A 25,452-nucleotide genomic window follows, 5' to 3' on the forward strand; every position below is an offset into this window, starting at 1 on the left:
TTAAAAAGAATTATAGCGATGTCAGAGCAGCTTTGGGGAATTGATTTGGGCGGTACCAAAATAGAGGGAATTGTGATGAAATCTCCCACAGAACCAGAAGTCTTGATCCGAAAACGTATAGATACGGAATCCGATCAGGGTTATGAGCATGTGCTGAACAGAATTAAGAACCTCATCGACGATATGGCTGAATCGGTTGGTAGCCACCCAATCAAGCTTGGCATTGGTACACCAGGGGCAATCGATCCGCCTACTGGATTGTTGAAAAACAGCAACTCACAATCCATCAATAAGATGCCTTTCCAAAAAGATTTGCAAGCTCTTTTAGGCATACCCGTCATTACGGCTAATGATGCTAACTGCTTTGCTTTAGCCGAAACCAAAATGGGGGTAGTTCCAGAAGTAGACCCAGAGGCAAAAGTGGTCTTCGGTGTCATTATGGGTACGGGCTGCGGTGGTGGTTTAGTGGTAAATGGACAGGTGATCAACGGAAAACAGGGTATCGGCGGCGAATGGGGTCATAATTTCTTAGACAGCTCCGGTGGTGACTGCTACTGTGGTAAATCTGGCTGCACAGAAAAAATTATCTCAGGCACTGGCTTGGAAAATTATTATGAGGAAATCACGGGTGTTAGAAAGCGTCTAAAGGAAATTATTCCTGATGCCAGATCTGGAAAAGACCCCAATGCTGTGAAAACCCTCGATCGTTTGATTCATTTCTTTGGTTTAGGGATATCTACGGTGATTAATATTGTTGACCCAGACGTGATCGTACTCGGTGGTGGTGTTGGAAATATAGAGGAACTCTATACTGAAGGGATTAAATCTGCTCAAAAACACGTTTTCAACCCAAGGTTAGACACAAAAATCGTAAGACCAAAACTCGGCGATAGCGCTGGTGTTTTTGGTGCAGCCTTCCTTACAGTTTAATCGGGCACTTATCCATTACCTTTTAAGAGAAGGATTGGCACGCCGATGAATTCTTCGAATAACCTTTTTCCAGAAAGTTGAGGTTAAAATCTATCGTTGGCTATTTTAATTAGTATTAAGCTATTATTTTTAGTTTACTAAATATTATAGCAATTGTTTAAAGGAAGAGGTGCCCAAATTCAAGTAAAAAACAAGTTCTTAGCGCATGAATACGTTCAAGAACACATAGAAGGTATCGATGAATTTGATGAAGCAGCACCAGGCACGAAATACATCAAAATCTTTCCTAAAACTATCGTCAATAAAGTAGAAAGCCCTGATGTAGGCATGGACTATTCCTTAAATCCTTATCAAGGTTGCGAGCATGGATGTATTTACTGTTACGCTAGAAATTCGCATGAATATTGGGGCTACAATGCTGGTTTGGACTTTGAGCGAGTAATTCTTTACAAGCCAAATGCCGCTCAATTACTTGAAAAACACTTTCAAAACCCGAGGTGGAATCCCAGAACCATTGTGCTTTCTGGAAATACAGATTGCTACCAACCCATTGAAAGAAAGCTTAAAATCACACGGAGTTTATTAGAAGTCTTTTTAAAGTACAAGCACCCGGTAGGGCTCATTACAAAGAATGTGATCATTACCAGAGACATCGACCTGCTGGGGCCACTGGCTGACTTAAATTTAGTCGGGCTACATTTTTCACTTACCTCATTAGATGAAAAAGTTCGACGGAAGCTTGAGCCCAGAACGGCTACAGCCAAGCAGAAATTAAAAACAATTGAAAAGTTGAGTCAACGCGGTATTCCTGTGAGTATAATGATTGGGCCCGTAATACCAGGTCTCAATGATCATGAAATTCCAGCACTCATAAAGGCCGCGGCAAATGCTGGCGCAAGAGGCGCTGGTTTTACCATGGTAAGACTGAATGGTCAAATTGGGGAAGTATTCGAGAATTGGGTGCAGCAAGCCTTTCCTGATAGGGCTGAAAAAATTCTAAGTCAAATAAAGGGTGCTCATGGCGGTAAATTAAACGACAGTCGATTTGGTAAACGCATGCGGGGTGACGGCAGGATTGTGCAGTCGATTCACCGAATGTTTGAACTTAGCAAAGCCAAATGTTTTACGGGGATTCCCCACCGACCTCCGCTAAGAACCGATCTCTTTGTCAAAACCAACAAAGGCCAAATGGGGCTGTTTTAGCCCTTAGAGCTTCCTTAAAAGCGACTCCATAGAAGTCGTTTCTTTCAGTTTGCCCTTGACTTCGTCTATCGAAACTCTGATTTGCGAAAGATCATCTCTATCACGAATGGTTACCGTATTATCTTCCAAAGTTTGGTGATCTACCGTTATACAATACGGTGTTCCGATTGCGTCTTGTCTTCTATAACGCTTACCAATGGCATCTTTCTCGTCGTACTGACAGTTGAAATCAAACTGAAGTTCGGTCAAGATTTCACGAGCTTTCGCTGGCAAGCCAGACTCAACTTTCTTCAATAAAGGAAGTACTGCTACATGATATGGTGCCAATGGCGCCGGTAATTTCAGTACGGTTCTTTCACTTCCGTCCTCTAGCGTTTCCTCCGTATAAGCACTTGATAAAACGGCTAAGAACATACGATCTAAACCAAGCGAAGTCTCTACCACATAAGGCACATAAGCCTTATTTTCTACCGTATCAAAGAACTGTAGCTTCTTGCCTGAGTGTTCCTCATGTGCTTTTAAGTCAAAATCCGTTCTCGAATGAATTCCTTCTAGCTCTTTAAAACCCATTGGGAAATTAAACTGAATATCGGCGGCGGCATTGGCGTAGTGTGCCAAATTCAAGTGATCGTGGAAACGGTAATTATCCTCACCTAAGCCCAGTGATTTGTGCCATGCTATACGCTTTGCTTTCCAGGTTTGGTACCATTCTATTTCCTCTCCTGGCTTCACGAAGTATTGCATCTCCATTTGTTCAAATTCACGCATTCGGAAAATGAACTGTCGGGCGATAATTTCATTTCTGAAGGCTTTTCCAATTTGGGCTATGCCAAAAGGAATCTTCATCCGACCAGTTTTCTGCACATTTAAGAAATTGACAAATATGCCTTGTGCCGTTTCAGGTCTTAGGTAAATCTTGTTGGCGTCTTCGGCAACAGAACCCATTTCGGTAGAAAACATTAGGTTAAACTGACGCACATCGGTCCAGTTTTTAGACCCAGAAACGGGATCGGCGATGCCTAACTCCTCAATCAGTGCTTTGATATCGGCTAAATCACCATTCTCGAGACCATTACCTAGCCTTTCGTTGATGCTATCGATTTTCGATTGGTTTCTCAGAACATTTGGATTTGTAGCTAAGAACTGCTCTTTGTCAAACGCGTCACCAAATCGCTTTTCGGCCTTGGTTACTTCCTTTTGAATTTTTGCCTCTACTTTAGCGATGTATTCTTCAATCAGAACATCGGCTCTATATCTCTTTTTAGAATCCTTATTATCGATCATCGGATCGTTAAAGGCATCCACATGGCCAGAAGCTTTCCAAGTAGTAGGGTGCATGAAAATAGAGGCGTCAATACCCACAATGTTTTCGTGCATTTGCACCATTGCTTTCCACCAATATTGCTTAATACTGTTCTTAAGTTCTACACCGTTTTGCCCATAGTCATACGCAGCCCCAAGGCCATCATATATTTCACTAGACGGAAATATAAAGCCGTATTCCTTTGCGTGACTCGCGATTTTTTTGAGCAAATTATCTTCATTCTGTGCCATGCCGCAAAGATATGCAAAAGGGGGGCAACTAAAACAAGGCGGATAGAAAAAAGGAAAACTGGCCTAGCCGCTCCGCACAAGTAATATCTCGGTTAAAAAAACAGCTCTATTCAGGTATTTGGGTATCTTTACAAGCGATGTCTAGGCGGTTAACAGTCATTTTTGGAAGTATAATTGTCATTTTGTTGGCCATCATTGCCATACAACAATATCAGTTATATCAGACTAAACAATATAGCCCAGAGTCCACATCTCAGTTTACCAATAGCGAGGTAAACATTCGGGTAACTTATAGTAGACCTTCCAAAAACGGGAGAGTGATTTTTGGTGATTTAGTCCCTTTCGGAAAATGGTGGAGAACTGGTGCCAACGAAACGACAGAAATAGAGCTTTCAAAAGATATTTTGTTCTCCAATAATCAGTTATTACCAGCTGGTAATTACTCCTTGGTGACCATCCCAAATAAAGAGGAATGGACGGTCATCTTTAACACTGAAATCCCAGATTGGGGTACGGATTATTATCCCGAATTTGATGTAGCCAGAGTCCCCGGGAAAGTAGAGAATTTACCCGATGTAGTTGAGTTATTTACTATCGACTTTACTGAGAATAACGGTACTCCTGTGCTGATTTTTGCTTGGGACGACACCAAAGTGACTGTACCTTTCACAGTTCAGTAATTCCATCTTTCAGGCTTTCTAACCAATAAAATTTTTGGTGGCTCATTAAACCTTTTGATTTTCAGTACATCCAAACTGCACATTAAAAGAAAAAAATCATGAGGTCATTTATTAAATTATTTTTTATAGCTGCTGCGGTTTTTTCCAGCAGCCAACTCCTAGCTCAGGACAAGAATAAAACGCTACTCCAAACCGAACGCATGGCGAAGGCGCTTGAGCTTACAGACAAGCAAAAGGCGGCCCTAGATAAAGAACTAAAAGCGGCAAAAGAGGAACGCCAAGTGGCCATGGAAAAAGCGAAGGCAATCCGAGAAGAAATGAGGCGAGATGCTTTTGTAGCGAGAGAGGCTCGCGAAGCAAAATTGAAGGACATTCTTACGGAGGAGCAATGGGCTAAATACGAAAGCGCCAAAAAGAGAGGCAGAGGGGCCATGCTTAACAGGGCTAAAAGAGGTCAAGATTCACGACAAGGAGGACGTTTTCAGAGAAGAGGCCAAATCAGAGAAGATGGAAGAAGACCGATGAGAGATACGCTTAGAAGAAGAGTAGTCAAAAGAAGGGTAGAGATGCTTAAAGAGAAAAAAGAAACCGAGGAGAAAGAAAATGGTGGTGGAAACTAGTTTCCACTAATTCTGAGCAAAAAGGGGCTTTGGGAATGGCCCCTTTTTTATTTCCAATCCGTTTCACTTTTTGGGCCCATTTTTCCTTCCACACTTTTTAAAAGGGCTTTTGCATCATAAACCTTACCTCCTTTTATCACCACACTCACATTTCTGGTGTTAGTAATCTCTTCCAAAGGATTACCAGTAATAATAAAGGCATCGGCCAGTTTACTCACAGAAATACTACCCAAAATATCACTCTTTCTAAGGGCAGTAGCCCCGTTAATGGTCGCGATTTTCAATACATCGGCATTTGGAATTCCAATAGAAACCAAAGCTTCCATTTCTCTATGGGCACTAAACCCAGGTATAAACTCTCCAACGGATGGATGATCTGTCCCTAGCGTAATTTTTCCTCCTTTGTCGAAATATCTTTTGATCGTTACTTTTTTCACGTCAAATATTTTCTGGAACATGCCCAATTCTTGACGCGTTTCTTTCGTGATTTCAAAGGCATAAGGAGTTAAATACTTGCGCTCATCGTGCCAATAGTCATAAAAACTTTCCCTATGCCCGTAGTAGCCATATGCAGTCAAGGTGGCATCGAAAAAGACCCCGTTTTGAATGAAATGATCGATTTGTTTATCGATTGCTGGGTCGCTGGTATCCAAGTTTTGTAGTGTGGCGTAAGCCGATTGTGTGTTGGGCAGTGCATCGCCACCTAAAAAGTGCTCAATCCGATCGATACCCATGGTAATAGCATCACGTGGGTTGACGGTATTTCGAAAACCTGAACCCAAATGCCCCGTTACGGGTAGGCCATGCATGTGCGCTCTTTCAATTAAAGCTTTCAGTAGTACTGGAGAAATTCCCTTTGCCTTGAAACCCGCTACGCCTAACTCGGCCCATTTATCTACTTTATCGTAAATATCCTGTATGGTAGTCCCTCGATTCCAAGCAGGAAATGCTGTGCCGAAATATGGGCCAGAACTATGGATTCGAGCACCAACTTTTTCACCACGATCGATCTTTCTTCTCGCCTCAAGCATCACCTCTGGTTGGATTTCTCCGCCGGGAAAAGTAGATGTCACACCATTGGCAAGAAAAATTACCGGGTTCGCTTCAACTTCATCTCTACGAACACCATCAAAAGTTACACGGTAGTGAGCATGTAAGTCGAAAATACCAGGTAGCAAATATTGATCATCGCTCAGCGTAACGACTTCATATTCTTCTGTATTATCCAGTCTTTGATTTACTGAAACAAACTTTCCACTTCGAATCACAATGCCATTATTCTCAATCATGGCGCCGGTTTCTGTATCGAAGTAGTGCCCTCCTTTAATGTAAAGGTTTTGCGCCATGAGCGAAGACCCGATCAGGCAAAACAAAAGGCTAAAAATGAACGATAAAGGTGTTTTCATGCGCTTAAGGTTTACCGAAAGTTACTAAACTTGGAAAGAAGTAGTATACGGTTTGTTTGACAGCCCTTACCTAGCGATCGAAACGTAGAGCAACATCTTGAAGACTATCGTTGGAACCTACCATGGTCAATACATCGCCTAACCGAAGTCTGGTATAGCCGTGGGTAATAATGCTCTGTCCTCCACGATTCACAGAAAGCACAATGATATCGGAAGGCAAACGCAAATCTCGAAGTGGCAATCCTCTCAGGTTCGGGTTCTGAACTTCGACATCCATAGTATCCTGATTTTCTTGCATACCCAATAAAAGTGTCGCTGCTTGCGGAGATCTTACGAGGTGATCCATCAAGCTTACCATAGCGGTAGATGGGTCTACGATTAAACAATCGAGTTTATGGAACTTCTCGAAATTATATCGATGATTTAATCGAACGACTATGTCTTTCGTCCCCACCTGTTCGTAGAGAATCTCGGCGATTGCCAAATTTTCGTCATCCGTTAAGGTAAGTACTACAGCCTCCGCCTTTTGAATATTATGAGCCGTGAGAGAATCCAAAGTGAATTCATCGACTTTATGGATAACCAAATCGGGATACTCATCTACTTGAATATCTTGTTTCTTAGTAATTAATTCAGCCTCCCAGCCGTGTTCTTTCAATTGCTTAGCGAGTGCTACAGATTGAGACTCTACTCCAATGATCATAGCATCACGAATTCCATCAAAATGAGGCGTATTTGCTTTTACCCTAGCTTCACCAACCATTTGGATTGACCATTTAAAGAGCGGTGGCCCAACGAACTGGTTCAATACAATCACTGCCACTACAATGGTTTGAAATTCTGAGCCCCAAGCAGGAAATGCGTTCGCCACAATGGTGGCAAGTCCTAGACCAACACCGGCTTGTGTAACGAATGGCATCCATCCGATCTTTCTGAACAGCGCTGAATCTCCAGCTAAAGAACCTCCTAAAAGGGAACCCGCGATCATGGTAACCAAACGAATACCAAATAGCATAAATGCTACACCTATTACTTTAACAAGTATATCTATAGAAACTGAGGCGCCTGTTAGGGTAAAGAAACAGATGTAAATAATAGGCCCCATTTCCTCCAGAAGCTTGATGAACTCATGTCTGAAACGAGAATAGTTAGTGACAATAAAACTACCAATGATACAAATCAAGAGTGGTTCTATATGGAACTCAAATCCAAAGTGATCTTCCGTATAATGCTTTACGAAATAATAGAGGAGATAAACGGCATAACCCACCGCTAAGACGAGCCCCATTTTTACATAAGCATTAAGTCTTATGCTCAAGACCAATATTAGCAGCCTACCCACTATATAGCCAATGGCAAACGAAGCTGCCAACTCTGCTAGTAAAACGAGTAAAAACTGAATGTTAAAAGGGTCTCCGTTGATTAATGTGGTAGCAACTGATAGACAAACCGCGAATAAAATGATGACTAGAAAGTCCTTAATCACCGTAACGCCCATGGCCATTTGGACGAAAGGCCCCTTAGCTCTCATTTCATTGATCACGGCAATGGCTGAGGCGGGTGATCGCGCCACAAAAATTGTGGCCATCATTATGGATACTCCAATTTTTGACGCTGAGTTCATGGAGCTCATAAACTCAATCTGATCGGCCAAGAAATAGATTAGGACGGAACTTCCGACAAACGTTACCATGAGTTGTCCGAATGTCATCCACTTGATGCTTTTCATACGACCTCTTAGCTCTTTCAAATAGAGCTCTGCCGCAGCGGCAAAGGCTATAAAAGCCAGAGATATATCATTAATGAATTGAAGCCCAGTGCCCGTATTCTGAGGCAATAGTTTGAAGATAAAAGGGCCTGAAAAGAGGCCTACCACTAGAATTCCCGTGATAAAGGGAAGCTTGATTTTCTGAAAAAAACCAGCTATTTGATTTGCAGCCACCGCCACAATGATAAAGCCTCCAAGCAATAATAAAACTTGTTGATAATCAGTCATTCACGAACAGATCAATGGTTTTTTGACAAAATTCAGTTTTGCGTAAGCTACCAAATTAACAAATTTCGCTTACGAAACGCGTCTAATGGGGACAAATCAACGGGATTATTTTAGGACAGTGGTTACCTGTAGCCCCTTAGTCAATGTTTTATGAACAGGACATTTATCGGCAATTTCAACGATCCTATTCCTTTGGTCTTCCGTTAGGTTGCCTGTCAGTTCTAATTCTCGGTCTATAAATTCCACTTTGCTTTTTTCATCCAAGTTGATCGCATCGGTAGCATGCCGCTTCTCTCTTGATAAATGCACCTTTACTTCCTGTAAATCGATGTCTTTGTCATTGGCGTAAAGCCTAATGGTCATCGCAGTACAAGCGCCAAGGGAAGCCACTAAAAGATCGTAAGGTGTGCCACCTAAATCAGTTCCCCCGACATCTGTGGGCTCATCCGTAACCAAATAGTGCCCATTGGCCAAGACTTCGGTCAGTAAGCCATTTTCTTTTTCATTTCTAACCACCACCTGCCGATCGGTAGTTAGGTCTAGTTTTTCTTCGTAACTAACATACCTTTTCGCCCATGAGGCAACCACCTCTCCGACATATTGAGCATCAGCTTTTTTAGATAACAAGTGATCAGCCCCGTCGAGGGAAATATAGCTCTTAGGATGCATTGCAGCGGTATAAATCTTCTCCGCGTTTTTAATATCCACAGTTTCATCCTGTGGCGAATGTAAAATGAGCAATGGCTTGTTCAAGTTTTTGATGCCTTCAGAATCCTCATAGTGCTGAAGGTCATCTATAAATTGTTTTTTTATGGTGAATGGGCGACCGCCAAGGGAAACATCTGCTTTTCCAGAGACTTTAATCTCTTCAATAGAATTGCCAAACAGGTGCTGAACATGCGGTGGATCGGCTGGTGCTCCAACAGTCGCTACAGCCTCAATATAGGCTAACTTTCCAGCGGCAATCAATACGGCTGCACCGCCTAATGAATGACCGACTAGTAGTTTCGGCGCTTCATACTCCGATTTTAAGTACTCGGCAGCCACAATTAAGTCTTCTACATTGCTAGAGAAATTAGTGTCCTCAAAATCTCCCTCACTTTCACCTAAGCCTGTAAAATCGAACCTTAAAACGGCTATTCCCTTGGCCGTAAGACCTCTACTAATATGGGTTACGGCCATTAGATTTTTAGAGCAGGTAAAACAATGCGCAAAAAGCGCATAAGCCACTGGTTTTTTGTCTACCGGCATTTCCAACTTAGCCGACAGTTGCTCGCCATTTGCATTGGGGAATTGAAGTCTGATGGTTTTCATAGCTCAGGTTTATTAGAAAAGCCTCTTGCCATCAAAAAAGTTCGAACTCACCTTTTGAATTTAATGATGGTGGTGGAATATAGGGAAACGAAAAAGGGTACTGAATAGGTGATCAACAATTTCGGAAGATTGAGCTGATCCAACTCTTGATTCACGAGACACTCTCCTTGATTAATGCAGTTCAATATAGTACCGACAACAAGTGACATTTTAATAGCGAGCACCAAATTGGACTTATCCGAAAAAATGTGCTTCAACAAATTTCTCTTTTTGTTGTGTACCCGTAATTGACCCATGACCAAACAAAAATCGACTACTGAGATGATAGAAGGTGTCTTTTAAACAACATAAGGGCGTAATTTCTATTATCCTAAGGGTATTTCAGCGTTCGATTGTTAATTATAGGACTACCATTTAAGTCCGTTGTTCATATCGATAGCTACCGGAAAGAGAGGAAATTACTGGTTGCAACAAAAATTCGATTCGGTAACGAGACCATAAATCACGAGCCCTGTCTACCTAGATGGGGCTTTATTTTTTCGACGACATCATCTTTCTTAAGAAATAGGCCTTATCAGCAAAACAAATATCTTTGCGATCTGTTTTGGTGCAATAGTCTACACAAATGGGAAAAGAAAAAATAGGCGTATTACTTGTCAATTTAGGAACACCTGATAGTCCTGCTACTAAAGATGTAAGGAAGTATCTAAGAGAATTCTTAATGGATGGCCGGGTCATAGATATTCCTGCAATTCCTCGATTTATTCTCGTCAATGGAATTATTGCCCCATTAAGAGCGCCAAAATCGGCCAAAGAGTATGCAAAACTTTGGGTCGAAAGAGGTTCTCCTCTGAAATTCTATGGCTACGACGTAAGAGACATGCTTCAGAAGTCGCTTGGCGATGACTATAAGGTTACGTTGGCCATGAGATACCAAAACCCGAGTATTGAAGAAGGGTTAAATGAGCTTAAGGCAGTAAATGTTAAGCGAATTATTGTAATACCTCTATTTCCTCAATATGCTTCCGCAAGTACAGGTTCTGTTTCAGAAAAAGTGAATGAATTGGTAAGCAAATGGCAGATTATCCCATCTGTTGCACATATCAATCAGTTCATGGATCACCCAAAATTCCTTGAAGCTTTCGCCAATAATGGCAAGGCGCTAATGGAGAAGCAGGATTATGACCATGTCATCTTTAGTTATCATGGACTTCCAGAGCGACATATTCGAAAGGGCTCCGTTGGTAATCAGTGCCAACTTGGATCTTGTTGCAGTGTACTGCATGAAAGAAACCGGTATTGCTACCGGGCACAGTGTTTTTATACTTCCAGAGAATTAGCAAAAAGACTAGGCTTAAAAGAGGATGGTTATACCACTACTTTCCAATCTAGATTAGGTAAAGACCCATGGATTAAGCCTTATACGGACGAGGTTCTAGAAGAATTACCAGAAAAAGGAATCAAAAAGGCACTTGTATTTTCTCCAGCCTTCATTTCAGACTGTCTAGAAACGACGATTGAAGTCGGTGAAGAATTTAAAGAAGAGTTTATGGAAGCTGGCGGTGAAGTCTGGGACTTAGTACCGAGCTTAAATGATTCTGAAACGTGGATTGAATGCCTTGAAGATTTAGTAAAAACGGCTTAGTTACTCTCTATTTCTCGAATAAAGACTACTTCTACCATTGGTGGAGAATCTCTTCTACAAGTAGCTAATTGTGTACTGTTGGTCAATATTACCTCTACTTTTAAGCCATCTTGCTGAAAAGCTGGGTCTAGATCAACAGGAACTACTATTGAACTAAATTCATTGTCGAATTGGATTACCCAACCGCAGGTTTGGAAGCCTGCAACGTTTGCCCCATCTCTGATAGTAGCCAACTGTTCGGCTTTTACTTCTACCGTTTTACAACCGTATAAGCATAATATCAGGCTTAAAAATGCTATGTGTTTTAATTTCATGTTTTCTATCACCTTAATTCACGTAACTATTTTGTGAAATGAATCGGTAAGCATACATGTTGAGGATTTCGCTTACAATATACGGACAATATCAATCCGAAGGACTAATTTGTTGAATTCTGACCATTGAAATATCGTCACCACTCGTATTACAGCCACTTATTTGGTTTAAAAATTCAACTTTAAGAAAAACGTCAAGACCGTCTTGTTCGTATTCCAAGTTCAAATAAGTTGGCTGGTATAGCGTTCCCTCTATTCGCAGTAAAAAACCACAGTCGGCCAATCCTGATTGGGTAGAACCGTCCACAATGGTGCCGCTAGTGGTAATTACCTCAATGTCATCATCGCTGCATGCTACGATAGCAAACAAAAAAAGACATAAAAAAAGAGGTTTTAGGTTCATCACTTGCAAACAGTTACTTAAGATAGACTGCCAAGAGGAAAAAAGGTTGTATTAGGCCATCACTGGCTCTAAAATTTCCACCAGTTTTTCTAAGACGAAATCAACTTCATCGGCTGTATTGTACTTAGAAAAAGAGAATCGAATGCCTTGTCTATCTGATGCCGCGTTTATTCCAGTTAAAACATGTGACCCAGTAGATGCACCACTATTACAAGCACTTCCTCCCGAGGCAGACACCCCGTTGATATCGAGATTGAACAATAACATATCGTTATCATCTGATGGCGGAAAGCTTACGTTCAAAACGGTGTATAGACTATGGCCATCTCTTACATCACCATTGAATGAAACACCCGGAATTCTTTCTGTCAGGCCAGCAATCATTCTATCCTTCAGGCCTCTGATATGCTTTTCGTGTTGTTCCATTTCACGATAGGCAATTTCAAGCGCTTTAGCCATTCCTACTATACCATATAGGTTTTCTGTTCCTCCTCTATGATTGCGCTCTTGGCCACCGCCATGAATGAAACGACCAATTCTTTTGCTCTTACAAACTCGCAAGAAGCCAACTCCTTTCGGGCCATGAAATTTATGCCCGGCGCCTACCAAAAAATGGCATTTTAGGTTTTGGGTATCATGGGCAAAATGACCCATGGTTTGAACGGTATCGGAATGAAATATAGCATCATACTCAGATGCCAGTTCACCGATAGCGTTTATATCATTTAAAGTGCCTATTTCATTATTGGCATGCATAATTGACACCAAGGAACGGCTGTTATTTTTAAGCAATGATTGCAGGTGATCCATGTTTATATGGCCCTGATGATCAAGGTCAACAAAACTTACTTTGGCGAGCCCAAGTTCCTCCATTTTCATAGCGGTTTCCAAGACTGCCTTGTGCTCAATTTTCGAAGTGATAATATGCTTTAGTCCATAAGCGTCTACACAACAAGTAATCGCTGTATTATCTGCTTCTGTACCTCCAGAAGTAAAAAAGATCTCTGAAGGAGTGGTATTCAACAAATCAGCAACTTTTCTTCTGGCGTGTTCAATTTTTGTCCGCGCCTCTCGGCCGTGGGCATGTGTAGAAGATGGGTTCCCAAAGACATCTAACATTAGAGGTTTCATTTCCTCAAAAACCTCAGGGTCTAATGGTGTTGTTGCCGCGTTGTCGAAATAGATATTCATCTCATTTGCATTAATTGGACACAATTTCTTTTATATCAGAAATAATCTTGTTGGCTAAGTGTTCTGCCGTATTCAACGATTCAGACTCAGCATATATTCTTATAATCGGTTCTGTATTTGACTTTCTCAAATGTACCCATTCTTTGTCAAACTCGATTTTTACCCCGTCAATGGTGTTTACGGGCTTGTCGCTATACTTTTCTTCCATAGCTGTCAATACCTTATCTACATCAATATCTGGAGATAAATCGATCTTGTTTTTAGAAATAAAGTAACTCGGATAAGTAGACCGAAGTCTTGATACAGGCTTGCCAAATTTTGCCAAATGCGTTAGGAATAAAGCGATACCGACTAAGGCATCTCTCCCGTAATGCGAGTCTGGATAGATGATACCACCATTCCCTTCTCCACCAATTACAGCATTCGTCTCTTTCATTTTCGTGACAACATTCACTTCACCCACAGCCGAAGCAGTATACGTACCGCCATGCTTTTCAGTAACGTCTCTTAAAGCCCTAGTCGAAGATAGGTTGGAAACAGTATTGCCTTTGGTTTGTGACAAAACATAATCTGCCACAGCTACTAATGTATATTCTTCACCGAATGGAGTCCCATCTTCTGACAAAAATGCCAAACGATCGACATCTGGATCTACAACGATTCCAAGGTCATATTTTCGACTTTCCATTGCCGAAGAAATCTGGCTCAAGTGCTCAGGAAGTGGCTCTGGATTATGTGGAAACATTCCATTCGGCTCACAGAACATTTCTTCCACTTCTACACCAAGTGCTTTCAAAAGTGGTGGTAAAGAAATTCCACCCGTTGAGTTTACACAGTCTATAATTACCTTGAAACGCGCTTCTTTTACGGCGTCAACATCTACCAAGGCTAAATCCAAAACTGATTGGATGTGCTTGTCAATGTAGGTGTCGTCTTGAGTGATTTTACCTAACTCCTTTACCTCCGCAAACTGGTATGCATCACTTTCAGCAATTGCCAGTACCTCTTTTCCATCCTGACCACTGATAAATTCACCAGTTTCATTCAGCAGTTTAAGGGCATTCCATTGTACCGGATTGTGGCTAGCCGTTAAAATTATACCTCCACCAGCATTTTCCAGTGGCACGGCAAATTCAACCGTTGGTGTAGTTGACAATCCTAGGTCAACGACATCTATACCAAGACCAACTAGAGTAGAAGAAACGAGGTTCGCGATCATTTCACCAGAAGGGCGAGCATCTCTACCGATCACTATTTTGGATTTACCTGATTTCTCTTTGACCCAAGTACCAAATGCTGCTGCAAATTTTACGGCATCGATGGGTGTCAGGGCTTGATCTACGCTTCCACCGATGGTTCCGCGAATTCCTGAAATTGACTTAATTAATGTCACAGTGTTTTGGTTGTTACAGCCACAAAAGTAGCAAAACAAGTGCAGAAACTAGTCAATAATAAAGGATGTAAAAGGAAATAAAATGAGGGGTTATTTAAACTTGGCCAAGACTTTATCAACCTCGTTATCAGGGTTGCCACATGACTCGCCAGGCTGCACATCTTTACCACAGAATCCACATCGAACGCCTTCTTTATTTAAGAAGGGACTTTGAGAAGCACACGTTCCTTTGAATTCGCCATTCTTTAATAAAATGAGTCTCACCGACATCCCTACAAAGAATAACCCTACTAAAATTAATGTTAATACAAGCGTGGTCATAACAGACTAATTTGGCTCAAATTTAAATATACTTGAGTTCATAACACTACCTTTGCAACATAAGTTTCGATAAAACCCATAAGCTCCATGATTCAACCCCCAAAAGATCTTCGAAGGAAAGAAAAGCTTGAGGCCTTTGATCGATTATTGACCATAATGGATGAGTTAAGGCTCAATTGTCCATGGGATAAAAAGCAGACTCTTGAAACGATTAGGCACTTAACAATTGAAGAGACTTATGAATTATCGGATGCCATTATCAACGAGAATCTAGATGAGGTTAAAAAGGAGATCGGTGACCTAATGTTGCATATGGTTTTTTACTCGAAAATCGCAGACGAAAAAGGTGCTTTTGATGTGGCAGATGCGCTCTCGGCGATTAGCGATAAGCTTGTCCATAGACACCCTCATATTTACGGCGATGTGCAGGCCGATGACGAAGAAGCTGTAAAAGCCAACTGGGAGAAAATCAAATTGAAAGAAAAAGGTAACGTCTCTGTTTTAGGCGGCGTGCCCAACTCCTTACCCGCTCTGGTAAAGGCCATTAGGATACAAGATAAGGCAAGAGGAATAGGCTTTGATTGGGAGAAAAAAGAACAGGTTTGGGAAAAGGTCGAAGAGGAAATGCAGGAATTTAAGGATGAATTCAATGTAGATTCCGATACACCGATCGATAAACAAAAGGCTCAAGCAGAATTTGGAGACCTTCTTTTCTCTTTAGTAAATTATTCCAGATTCATCGATATCGATCCTGAAGAGGCACTGGAACGAACAAATCTCAAATTCATCAAAAGGTTTCAGTACTTAGAAAGTGAGTCGCAGAAAGACGGCAAAAGCATTTCTGATATGAGTCTAGACGAAATGGATGAATATTGGGAGAGAGCCAAATCAATCAAATGATTTTGAAAAGGTTACTGGGTAAATTTCTAGTCTGGAGAATCCGACATTTAAGCATTAAGAATTTTGTAATTCTTTTGGCGGGCTTAACGGGTGTTATCGGAGGGCTAGCCGCAGTTACTTTAAAAGGAACTGTTCATTTCATACAGGCCAAGCTACTTTCATTAGACATCTCTTTTATTCATGTATTTCTACCTGTAGTTGGTATTCTGGTGACTGCACTCCTAGCCAAATATGTGTTAAAAGAAACTCTAGGCCACGGCGTCACTTCTATTCTTTATTATATATCTAAAAAATCGAGTATCGTCAGCCGAATTAAAATGTATAGCCGAATGCTAACTTCTGCACTGACCGTCGGCTTTGGAGGTTCTGTCGGTTTGGAGGCACCTATTGTAGTGACAGGATCTGCCATCGGATCTAACATTGGGCGCTTAATGCACCTGAACTATAAGCAGAGAACTCTGATGATTGGTTGTGGCGCCGCTGCCGCGATTTCTGGCATCTTTAATTCACCTGTGGCGGGTGTGATCTTTAGTATAGAAGTCATTTTAAGTGAGGTAACCATTGGAGCGTTTATACCATTACTTATCGCCTCCGTACTTGGTTCCCTAATATCGATGCTCTTTTCTGGTGACAATGTTTTGTTTTCATTCGATCTAACTGATCCATTTCAAACAAGTGACTTTCTGTTCTACCTTGTCTTGGGTGCTATTTGTGGGCTTGTCGCCTATTATTTTACCAATACCACACTGTTTGCCGAGAAATTAGTAGCCAAAATCAAGCGGCCGATATTTAAGGCTATCATAGGCGGCTTGGCCTTAGGCTTACTTATCTTATTATTCAACCCTCTTTTTGGTGAAGGCTATAATACAATTAAGCTGATCTTAAACGGTCAAGCTTCGGAAGTATTCAGTAATAGCGAATTGTTCGCAGGAATTTCAGATCCATGGGCCATTGTGGCATTCGCATTTATGGTGCTTTTACTCAAACCATTCGCCACTGGTTTTACAATCGGAGCGGGCGGCAATGGCGGTATCTTCGCCCCTTCCCTTTTCATTGGGGGCATTACTGGTTTCTTATTTGCCTCCATTAACAACCTCCTAGACCTAGGCAAAACACTATCTGTCAGCAACTTTACATTAGTCGGTATGTGTGGTGTTATGAGTGGTGTCTTGCATGCACCATTAACCGCCATTTTCTTGATTGCAGAAATCACGAGTGGCTATACATTGTTCCTACCCCTGATGCTCGTGTCGGCAGTGGCCTTTAGTGCCAATAGTTATTTTCAAAAGCACTCCTTTTACACGGCCAAATTGATAGAGTCTGGAGACTTAATACCCTACGATAAGGACAAGCAATTACTCAGTTTGATGAACATTAGCAAATTGATTGAAAAGGATTTATTGACCATCCATCCAGAAAATAAGTTGGACGATTTGGTGGATCTTGTCAAAAAATCTAAGCGTAATATCTTTCCAGTAGTGGATGAAAATAATGTCTTAAAAGGCATAATCACACTCGATGATATTAGGGAAATCATGTTTGACAGTGAATCTCAGAAAAATGTAATTGTTGGAACATTAATGAGTAAACCGCCTGAAACAGTAAATTCTAATGAAAACATGCAGCAGGTTATGGGCAAATTCGAAAAAACAGGCGCTTGGAACTTACCTGTCATCGATAATGATGAATATATAGGCATCGTATCTAAATCTAGAATTTTCAATACTTACCGCACAAAGCTTAAACGGCAAAATAAAGAATAGGCTCTCAAAACGGCCTCAAAGTCCCTGAAAACCAACAAGATGATTTTTTAGAATTTTTACTTTGATCTAAAATTCAAAATAGTTATCAACAAAATTCTAGTTTTAAATTTTACTCATAACTATCTTTTAATCAGGTGATTATAGCAATTTTGATAAAGTCTGTGGATAAAAAATCGAAATTGTGGAAAAAAAATGAGCCAAATTTTTGATTCTTTTTTTTGTCTAAAAACTGTCAAAATATCGCGACAAAAAAAATATGGTTTTACCAGTATTTCGCTTAATATTAAGCTTAAAAAAAATTCAAACTTTTTATACATAAAATTAGTTTGGGCCTACCCCAGCGCCCAAAAATGTTTTAAATAGTTGATTACCTAAATATTATGAGGGGTCGAATTGGTAACGCTCGTTTTTCACATTCCGATAACTTAAAGCAAACACTAACTGAAAATTTAAAATTGGCACTATAAGAATAATACAATTTTTGAAAATGAAGAACTTTTCGTTTTAATGGCTGTCAGTTTCAAAAAATTGCATTCCATTAAATCCTAGTTCTAGGACTAATTCCTGATAGAATATTAGAAACGGTTTAATTAATTTGAGCAGCCTTTTTTAATCAATATGATCAACGCTCATTAGCTTGAGAATGTCATCTAAATATTCTCTGGAATTTGAAAGCCTTGGCACCTTATGCTGGCCACCCAACTTTCCTCGGTTTCTCATCCATTCGTAAAAAGTACCCGGTGCTGCGTGATGAATAATCGGTTGAGTCAGGGCTAAACTCCTGTGACGTTTGGCATCATAATCAGAGTTAATATCTCTAAGTGTTTCGTCCAGTAACTTTACAAAACGATCGATATCGTCTGGGTCCTTTTCGAATTCAACTATCCACTCGTGAGCACCTTTTTCATTTTCCTTAAAATACCGCGGTGCAGCTGTAAAGTTATTGATCTGCGCTCCCGTTTTTTCCGCGGCCATGGCAATCGCTCTTTCTGCATTTTCGACCACCACTTCTTCACCAAAAGCATTAATGAAATGCTTGGTTCTGCCCGATATTTTAAATCTAAAAGGGTTAGTAGATGTGAACTGAATGGTATCGCCGATCTTGTAGCGCCAAAGGCCAGCATTTGTAGAAATAATTAAAGCATACTGCTCTCCGACCACTACCTCGCTTAAACCTACCGTTTTTGGAGACTCTTTATGAATTTCTGAGAACGGAATGAACTCGTAGTAGATACCATAATCGAGCATCAGTAGCATATCTTCTGATCCAATTTCATTCTGAATTCCAAAAAAGCCTTCTGAAGCATTATAGGTCTCCAAATAGCGCATTTGATCGGATGGAATAATGCTCTTAAAAATACTCTTGTAAGGGCCGAAAGCGACTGCACCATGGAAGAAAACTTCTAGGTTAGGCCAAACTTCATGGATATTATCAACCCCCTTTAATTCCATAATCTTTTGAAGCAATATGATGGTCCAAGTCGGCACGCCTGAAATACTTGTGACGTTTTCATCCATGGTATGCTTTGCCATGAGATCAATCTTGGATTCCCATTCTTCTAGGAGCGCAATATCTAATGTGGGTGTTCTAACGAACTTAGTCCAATAAGGAAGATTGGACATAATTACCGCGGAAACGTCGCCATAGAATGATTCACTATTGCTATCAAATTGGTTGATTTGCTGGCTTCCACCAATTGTAAGTCCTTTTCCATCAAACATTTTAGTCTGTGGATAATTGTTACAATAAATAGAAAGCATATCCTTACCACCTTTAAAGTGGCACTCTTCTAATGCTTCATAGGAAACGGGTATAAACTTACTTCTTGCGTTGGTGGTACCCGATGATTTAGCAAACCACTTGACATCTGACGGCCACAGGAGGTTTTGTTCTCCTGCCATATTTCGTTCTATATAGGGGCAAATGTCTTCGTATGAAGAAATTGGAATGAGTTTCCTAAACTGTTCTTCAGTATGAACGTCGGCAAAACCGTGGGTGCGACCAAATTCAGTGTTTCGGCCTGTGGTTACCAGTTTTTTAAATAGTTCCTCCTGAACATCATGAGGGTATTTCATGAATAGCTCAATCTGATGCATGCGTTTCTTCATGACCCAGGTGAGAATGGAATTCAGGATTGCCAAAGCTTAAATTTTTCTTTTCAACTCAAAGTGTTTTCCAAGATACACTTTTCTGACTTGTTCATCAGCAGCTAGTTCTTCGGCTGTACCAGCTTTTAGAAGTTTACCCTCGAACATTAGGTATGCTCTATCTGTAATTGACAGGGTTTCTTGAACATTGTGATCGGTGATTAGAATACCAATATTTCTGTCCTTTAGCTTGGCGACAATGGTTTGGATTTCCTCCACTGCGATTGGGTCTACCCCAGCAAATGGTTCATCAAGCAATACAAAGTTGGGGTCTACCGAAAGTGCTCTCGCAATTTCTGTTCGGCGCCTTTCACCTCCCGAAAGCACCCGCCCTAAGTTTTTCCGCACGTGCGTTAGGCTAAACTCTTCCAGCAAGGACTCCATTTTTTCCTTCTGCACTTGCTTGGGTAGCTTAGTCATTTCGAGCACTGCCATTATATTCTGCTCCACCGTAAGTTTTCGAAAAACCGACGGCTCTTGGGCCAAATATCCCAAGCCCGCTTGGGCCCTCTTGAACATTGGTAGTGCGGTAATATCCTCACCGTCTAACAAAACATGGCCTTCATTTGGTCTTACAAGGCCAACAATCATATAAAAGGTGGTGGTTTTTCCCGCACCATTTGGCCCGAGTAACCCAACAATTTCTCCTTGCTTTACCTCAACTGAAACATCGTTGACTACTTTTCTCTTTTTGTAGGTTTTAACAAGGTGCTCAGCAGATAACTTCATTTCTGTAAAAATACGCTAATCAATCAAACTTGAGGTCTTTTAGGAAGAGTTGGAGCGATTTTCTTCCACGAAAATCATTTTCTTCTACCGAAAATGCGATATGAAATCGCATTCCACTACCGACTAAATCGGCATACTCTGCAAACCCAAAACCGATCACATCGTAAGCAACATTCGTACCTTCTTGTCTGACTGTGAATTTTAAATGCTGTTCTTTTAGGACTTTAACATTTTCGGCGTAAACATCTTCGGTTACAAGCAGGGGTTGTGGATTTCCTGGCCCAAATGGGGCCATTTGTGAGATAATACTATAAAATCGATCGTTGATGTCTTCTAAATTCACAAGACTATCAATATTAATAGCTGGTGTTAGCTGATCTTCGGTAATATCTCTTGAAACTACCTCCTCGAATTTTTTTCTAAAGGCATCCACATTATCGATCGGCATGGTAACTCCTGCGGCATACATATGTCCTCCATATTGCTCAAGCAAATCTGAACATTCGCTTATTGCGGCGTAAACATCAAACCCCATCACCGATCTAGCCGAGCCAGTAACCATGTCATTAGATTCAGTTAGAATTACCGTGGGTTTATAAAACTTATCGATGCACCTAGAAGCTACGATCCCGATGACACCTTTGTGCCAATCCTCTTTATATAAAACTGTGGACTTTGCATTTCGAAATTCCTCATTTGACATGATCATTTCCAGTGCTTCTTCGGTATTTGCGCTGTCAAAATTTCTTCTAGCGTCATTTTTATCGTTTACCGTGGCGGCCAAGCTTAACGCCTCCTCTTCGGTACTGGCTAATAACAAGTCTACAGCCGCGCCAGCATCATCCATTCTTCCGGCCGCATTTATTCTAGGGCCTATACCAAACACAATACTTGAAATGGTGAGTTCTTTTTGTGCTCTACACAGCTCAATAAGTGCTTTAAGTCCTGGTCTAGGGTCTTGATTTACCTTTTGCAATCCAAAAAATGCCATCACTCGGTTTTCCCCAGTAATCGGTACTATATCCGAAGCAATACTTACGGCTAGTAAATCCAAATACGGGTAGAGTTTGGTCAATGCTATGCCAGATTGGATGCAGAAACCTTGCAATAACTTAAAACCAACGCCACACCCCGATAGGTCTTTATATGGGTATTCGCAATCAGCTCGCTTTGGGTCTAAAACTGCATATGCAGCAGGCAACTCATCTCCTGGAGTATGATGGTCACAGATGATCACATCTAGCCCAAGATCGTTGGCCTCTTTCACGCGATCAACGGCTTTTATCCCACAATCTAAGGTGATTATCAAGGAGTATCCTGCCTCTTTGGCGTATTGAATGCCTTGACTCGAAACACCGTAACCCTCTTTATACCGATTTGGGATATAGTATCCGAGGTTATCATAGAACTCATTCAAAAATCCGAAGCAAGTGGCGACTGACGTAGTGCCGTCCACATCATAATCACCGTAAATCATGATTTTTTCACCATTACCGATCGCATCGGTTAGTCGATTTACGGCTTTCGCCATATCTTTCATTAAGAAAGGATCGTGTAAATGATCTAAGGAAGGACGAAAGAAGGTTTTGGCCTCTTCAAAAGTAGAAACGCCTCTCTGCTCCAATAACTTGGCTATTGTCTCATTTATCTTGACTTCTTCTTGAAGTACATTGAGTACATCAGGATTATGCCCCTCTTCAAATAGCCACCGTTTCTGCATAAGTTAAATTTAAGGGTTAATCAGTTATTTGGGCACAAAAAAACAGTGCCCTCAAGAAGGCACTGCTAAGATAAATTCAAAAATACTAGTTAGACACTTTCTTAATGTCTAGTACATCTTTAAGTGGAACACGCTTGCCATCTCTGTAAGGGACAATCCAAGCATCTTCAACTCCCATTTCTCTTAAATACCTTTTTAATACGTTGGCGTCATCATAATTTCTAAAATTGCCTATCACATACTTTCTCAGCTCTTCCATTTCCTCTTCAGAGAAATCTTTCGAACTGTTAGCATATTTATTTAGATCAATTTTACGAAACGCACCTACTTGCACTTTGAACACTACACCAACGCTGAAATCTTCTCCGCCATCTCTTTCAACCTTCATAGGAAGTCGATTTGGTTGAGATTTTAAGTTATTAATTTCACGCTGTGACACTTGATAAGCAGCTTGCATTCGAGTAACCTGCTTTTGCAACTCACTGATCTTATCATCTTTGCTTGACAATTGTCTCTCCAGATTTTCGATCTCTCCCTGACTGGCCGCTATTTGAGCCTTCTGTGCAACATTTTCATCAGAAAGCCTTTTAAACTCCTCTACTGTAAGTTTCTTTTTTCGCTTTTTCCACTCACTGAGCTCTTTCTTAGTCAGTGGTCTTACATCTATGGTCTGGGCTAATGCCGCCGTGGCAACAAAAACACCAAGAAGGATGGTAAAAAGTGCTTTTTGACCTTTCATTTGGGTAAAATTAGATTCAGAAATACAAGTTATGACAATAACATCAGCTTTTCAAACTACCAATCATATCCTCAGGTCTCACCCACTCGTCGAATTCTTCGGCGCTTAAGTACCCCAGGTTTACTGATTCTTCTTTCAAGGTAGTGCCGTTTTCATGGGCTGTTTTGGCAATTTTTGCCGCCTTCTCATAACCAATTTTCGTATTCAACGCGGTTACTAACATTAAAGAGTTATTCAAGTGCTGCTGGATACTTTTATGGTTTGGTTCTATGCCGATCGCACAGTTCTGTTCGAAAGAAACGCAAGCATCACCGATCAAACGGGCCGATTGCAATAAGTTGTAAGCCATAACTGGTTTAAACACGTTCAATTCGTAGTGACCTTGTGCGCCAGCTACTGATACGGTAGTGTCATTACCCATAACTTGTGCACAAACCATGGTCATGGCTTCACATTGCGTAGGATTTACTTTACCTGGCATAATTGAAGAGCCCGGCTCATTAGACGGGATAATGATTTCTCCGATACCCGACCTTGGCCCTGAAGCTAGCATTCTAATGTCGTTCGCGATCTTGTTCAGTGAAACAGCTAGCTGTTTTAACGCACCATGTGTTTCCACAAAAGCATCGTGAGCCGCTAAGGCTTCAAACTTATTCTCAGCAGAAACAAACGGCAGTCCTGTAAACTCTGCTATTTTCTTTGCGACTAAAGGAGCATATCCTTCAGGTGTATTGATTCCAGTACCTACAGCAGTTCCCCCCAAGGCCAACTCTGAAAGGTGGGCCAAAGTATTCTTCAAAGCTTTCAGTCCATGATCTAATTGAGAAACATAACCCGAAAATTCTTGTCCTAGAGTAAGCGGTGTAGCATCCATTAAGTGTGTTCTACCAATCTTAACCACATTCATAAAAGCCTCAGACTTGGCCTTCAGGGTATTCCTTAATTGTTCAACACCCGGAATAGTAGTTTCAATTATCATTTTATAGGCAGCAATGTGCATCCCTGTTGGGTATGTATCATTGGATGATTGAGATTTATTCACATCATCGTTGGGATGAATAAACGTTTTACCCTCGCCCAGTTTGTTACCCGCCAAAACGTGTGATCTGTTGGCAACCACTTCGTTTACATTCATATTAGACTGCGTACCTGAACCTGTCTGCCAAACAACCAAAGGAAATTGATCATCCAGCGAACCTGTTAGGATCTCATCGCAAACAGCAGAAATCAAATCACGCTTTTCTTCACTCAAAACGCCTAGCTCACAATTGGTATGCGCAGCGGCTTTTTTCAAATAAGCAAAGCCATGTACCACTTCTAGCGGCATGCTAGCCTCCGGTCCTATTTTAAAGTTATTGCGAGATCTTTGTGTTTGGGCTCCCCAGTACTTGTCTGCTGGTACTTCCACATCGCCCATTGTATCTTTTTCTATTCTGTATTCCATAGTGAATGAGATGTTTTAAAGCTATTCAAAATTAGGCATTGGGGTGTTTAGGATAAAGGAAAACTACGGTTATTCACCGAACGGTAGCGTGAAGCAAAAAATCTTAGTCGAAAGCTCTGACCGTTTACCGAGACATGGCGTTTGTTTACCGATTTCACGAACCATTTTGGTAGGTGATCGGCGTACATTTGAATAGTCAAAAACAACAAAACAACTTTGGTCGGTACGTCTCTTTGGTCGGAGACATTAAAAGCCCAAAAGTCAAAACTCAAAAAACAACGAAACGCAAAAAGCTAACAATCATGGAATCAAAAATAAACAGACGAATATTTGTAGGAGCAGCCTTCTTAATCATTGGTCTCTTACTGACTTTCGATAATCTAGAAATCTTCAGATTTAATTTACCATACTATCTATTCAGGTGGCATTCAATACTCATCATTGTTGGTGTATTTATGTTATCGGTAAGAGAGAAAGTTGGATTAGGTATCACCTTATTAATTATAGGTGGAATTTTCCTCTTGGATGATATGGCCGATTACTATTACTGGAACTTTGGTTTCAATGATATATTCGACTTATGGCCACTAGCGCTTGTAGGAGTTGGTCTCTCCTTAATCTTGAAGCGTAATAGCCACAAAGACGAGTATGAAAAAAAAAGTTTTGAGAATGAACTCGACTACGTCGACGAACTGGCAGTATTTTCAGGAGCCGAGCGAGTGGTCACATCCAAAGAATTCAAAGGAGGCAAACTCACTTCGATATTTGGAGGAACAAGTTTAAACCTCATTAACTCTGATTTAGCCTGGGGCACGAACGTATTGGATGTATTTGTTCTATTCGGAGGTTGCGACATTAGAGTTCCTGCAGACATGAATGTGAAAGTAAAAGTCACTGCAATTTTTGGAGGTTTCTCTGATGAGCGCAAGGTCATCAACGAAAATGACGCTAATGATGGAAAAGAATTGGTAATTAAAGGTTTGGTGCTCTTTGGAGGAGGAGAGGTTAAATAACACCAAGTTTTAAAACGGTGGGTCGA

General features: G+C 41.0%; 23 protein-coding genes. 8 read left to right on the forward strand and 15 right to left on the reverse strand.

What is annotated here, in order from left to right:
- Positions 1–18: 18 nt before the first annotated feature.
- Positions 19–930, forward strand: coding sequence for an ROK family protein (locus tag BFP71_RS04445; RefSeq protein ID WP_069834221.1), 912 nt, complete (start codon positions 19–21; stop codon positions 928–930).
- Between the two features lie 153 nt (positions 931–1,083).
- Positions 1,084–2,133 (forward strand): PA0069 family radical SAM protein, encoded by a 1,050-nt coding sequence (locus tag BFP71_RS04450; RefSeq protein WP_069834222.1) that lies wholly within the window; start codon positions 1,084–1,086, stop codon positions 2,131–2,133.
- Between the two features lie 3 nt (positions 2,134–2,136).
- Here BFP71_RS04450 and BFP71_RS04455 read toward each other — a convergent pair whose 3' ends face one another.
- Positions 2,137–3,687, reverse strand: coding sequence for a glycine--tRNA ligase (locus tag BFP71_RS04455; protein WP_069834223.1), 1,551 nt, complete (start codon positions 3,685–3,687; stop codon positions 2,137–2,139).
- A gap of 137 nt (positions 3,688–3,824) precedes the next feature.
- On the opposite strand from BFP71_RS04455, the gene BFP71_RS04460 reads away from it, so the two are divergent.
- A complete protein-coding gene (locus BFP71_RS04460; RefSeq protein WP_069834224.1) occupies positions 3,825–4,367 on the forward strand; it encodes a DUF2911 domain-containing protein in 543 nt (180 codons plus the stop codon).
- 98 nt (positions 4,368–4,465) lie between these two features.
- Complete coding sequence (locus BFP71_RS04465) at positions 4,466–4,987, forward strand: hypothetical protein (protein WP_069834225.1); 522 nt, start codon at positions 4,466–4,468, stop codon at positions 4,985–4,987.
- A 47-nt stretch (positions 4,988–5,034) separates the two neighbouring features.
- Here the strand turns inward: BFP71_RS04465 and BFP71_RS04470 are convergent, their stop codons facing one another.
- From BFP71_RS04470 to nrtS, 4 genes are all read right to left on the reverse strand, one after another.
- Positions 5,035–6,393 (reverse strand): amidohydrolase family protein, encoded by a 1,359-nt coding sequence (locus tag BFP71_RS04470; RefSeq protein WP_088124872.1) that lies wholly within the window; start codon positions 6,391–6,393, stop codon positions 5,035–5,037.
- A gap of 70 nt (positions 6,394–6,463) precedes the next feature.
- Entirely contained in the window at positions 6,464–8,389 is a 1,926-nt protein-coding gene (locus BFP71_RS04475) for a cation:proton antiporter domain-containing protein (RefSeq protein ID WP_069834227.1), read from the reverse strand.
- 105 nt (positions 8,390–8,494) lie between these two features.
- Positions 8,495–9,703, reverse strand: a complete 1,209-nt coding sequence (locus tag BFP71_RS04480; RefSeq protein ID WP_069834228.1) for a bifunctional alpha/beta hydrolase/OsmC family protein — start codon at positions 9,701–9,703, stop codon at positions 8,495–8,497.
- A 47-nt stretch (positions 9,704–9,750) separates the two neighbouring features.
- Positions 9,751–9,999, reverse strand: a complete 249-nt coding sequence (gene nrtS / locus BFP71_RS19500) for a nitrate/nitrite transporter NrtS (RefSeq protein ID WP_394331364.1) — start codon at positions 9,997–9,999, stop codon at positions 9,751–9,753.
- Positions 10,000–10,328: 329 nt separating this feature from the next.
- Between nrtS and hemH the strand changes: the two genes are divergently transcribed.
- On the forward strand, positions 10,329–11,348 hold the full coding sequence (hemH, locus tag BFP71_RS04485; RefSeq protein ID WP_069834229.1) for a ferrochelatase: 1,020 nt from the start codon (positions 10,329–10,331) through the stop codon (positions 11,346–11,348).
- On the opposite strand, the gene BFP71_RS04490 is transcribed toward hemH, so the two are convergent.
- From BFP71_RS04490 to BFP71_RS04510, 5 genes are all read right to left on the reverse strand, one after another.
- A complete protein-coding gene (locus BFP71_RS04490) occupies positions 11,345–11,662 on the reverse strand; it encodes a hypothetical protein (protein WP_069834230.1) in 318 nt (105 codons plus the stop codon). The two genes, hemH and BFP71_RS04490, sit on opposite strands and share 4 nt — an antisense overlap.
- 91 nt (positions 11,663–11,753) lie before the next feature.
- A complete protein-coding gene (locus BFP71_RS04495) occupies positions 11,754–12,032 on the reverse strand; it encodes a hypothetical protein (RefSeq protein ID WP_141719673.1) in 279 nt (92 codons plus the stop codon).
- Positions 12,033–12,116: 84 nt separating this feature from the next.
- Positions 12,117–13,256, reverse strand: a complete 1,140-nt coding sequence (locus BFP71_RS04500) for a cysteine desulfurase family protein (protein ID WP_069834232.1) — start codon at positions 13,254–13,256, stop codon at positions 12,117–12,119.
- Between the two features lie 10 nt (positions 13,257–13,266).
- Positions 13,267–14,649 (reverse strand): phosphoglucosamine mutase, encoded by a 1,383-nt coding sequence (gene glmM / locus BFP71_RS04505; RefSeq protein WP_069834233.1) that lies wholly within the window; start codon positions 14,647–14,649, stop codon positions 13,267–13,269.
- A gap of 90 nt (positions 14,650–14,739) precedes the next feature.
- Complete coding sequence (locus tag BFP71_RS04510; RefSeq protein ID WP_069834234.1) at positions 14,740–14,970, reverse strand: hypothetical protein; 231 nt, start codon at positions 14,968–14,970, stop codon at positions 14,740–14,742.
- An 87-nt stretch (positions 14,971–15,057) separates the two neighbouring features.
- Here BFP71_RS04510 and mazG point away from each other — a divergent pair, with 87 nt between their 5' ends.
- Both mazG and BFP71_RS04520 read left to right on the forward strand, forming a co-directional pair.
- Entirely contained in the window at positions 15,058–15,870 is an 813-nt protein-coding gene (gene mazG / locus BFP71_RS04515) for a nucleoside triphosphate pyrophosphohydrolase (protein WP_069834235.1), read from the forward strand.
- Positions 15,867–17,633, forward strand: coding sequence for a chloride channel protein (locus tag BFP71_RS04520; protein WP_176723320.1), 1,767 nt, complete (start codon positions 15,867–15,869; stop codon positions 17,631–17,633). Before mazG ends, BFP71_RS04520 begins: the two co-directional genes overlap by 4 nt.
- A gap of 609 nt (positions 17,634–18,242) precedes the next feature.
- Here the strand turns inward: BFP71_RS04520 and BFP71_RS04530 are convergent.
- From BFP71_RS04530 to fumC, 5 genes are all read right to left on the reverse strand, one after another.
- Positions 18,243–19,742: a GH3 auxin-responsive promoter family protein gene (locus BFP71_RS04530; RefSeq protein ID WP_176723321.1), complete on the reverse strand. Its 1,500-nt coding sequence runs from the start codon at positions 19,740–19,742 to the stop codon at positions 18,243–18,245.
- Positions 19,743–19,778: 36 nt separating this feature from the next.
- Positions 19,779–20,510 carry an LPS export ABC transporter ATP-binding protein gene (gene lptB / locus BFP71_RS04535; RefSeq protein WP_069834238.1) on the reverse strand — a complete coding sequence of 244 codons (732 nt, stop codon included), beginning with the start codon at positions 20,508–20,510 and terminating at the stop codon, positions 19,779–19,781.
- Positions 20,511–20,529: 19 nt separating this feature from the next.
- Positions 20,530–22,230: a single-stranded-DNA-specific exonuclease RecJ gene (gene recJ, locus BFP71_RS04540; protein WP_069834239.1), complete on the reverse strand. Its 1,701-nt coding sequence runs from the start codon at positions 22,228–22,230 to the stop codon at positions 20,530–20,532.
- An 85-nt stretch (positions 22,231–22,315) separates the two neighbouring features.
- Positions 22,316–22,969: a hypothetical protein gene (locus tag BFP71_RS04545; protein WP_069834240.1), complete on the reverse strand. Its 654-nt coding sequence runs from the start codon at positions 22,967–22,969 to the stop codon at positions 22,316–22,318.
- A gap of 43 nt (positions 22,970–23,012) precedes the next feature.
- A complete protein-coding gene (gene fumC, locus BFP71_RS04550) occupies positions 23,013–24,413 on the reverse strand; it encodes a class II fumarate hydratase (RefSeq protein ID WP_069834241.1) in 1,401 nt (466 codons plus the stop codon).
- Between the two features lie 302 nt (positions 24,414–24,715).
- On the opposite strand from fumC, the gene BFP71_RS04555 reads away from it, so the two are divergent.
- Positions 24,716–25,426: a LiaF transmembrane domain-containing protein gene (locus tag BFP71_RS04555; RefSeq protein WP_141719674.1), complete on the forward strand. Its 711-nt coding sequence runs from the start codon at positions 24,716–24,718 to the stop codon at positions 25,424–25,426.
- Positions 25,427–25,452: the final 26 nt, after the last annotated feature.

The sequence above is a fragment of the Roseivirga misakiensis genome (genome assembly GCF_001747105.1).
In the GTDB taxonomy this organism is placed as follows: Bacteria; Bacteroidota; Bacteroidia; order Cytophagales; family Cyclobacteriaceae; genus Roseivirga; species Roseivirga misakiensis.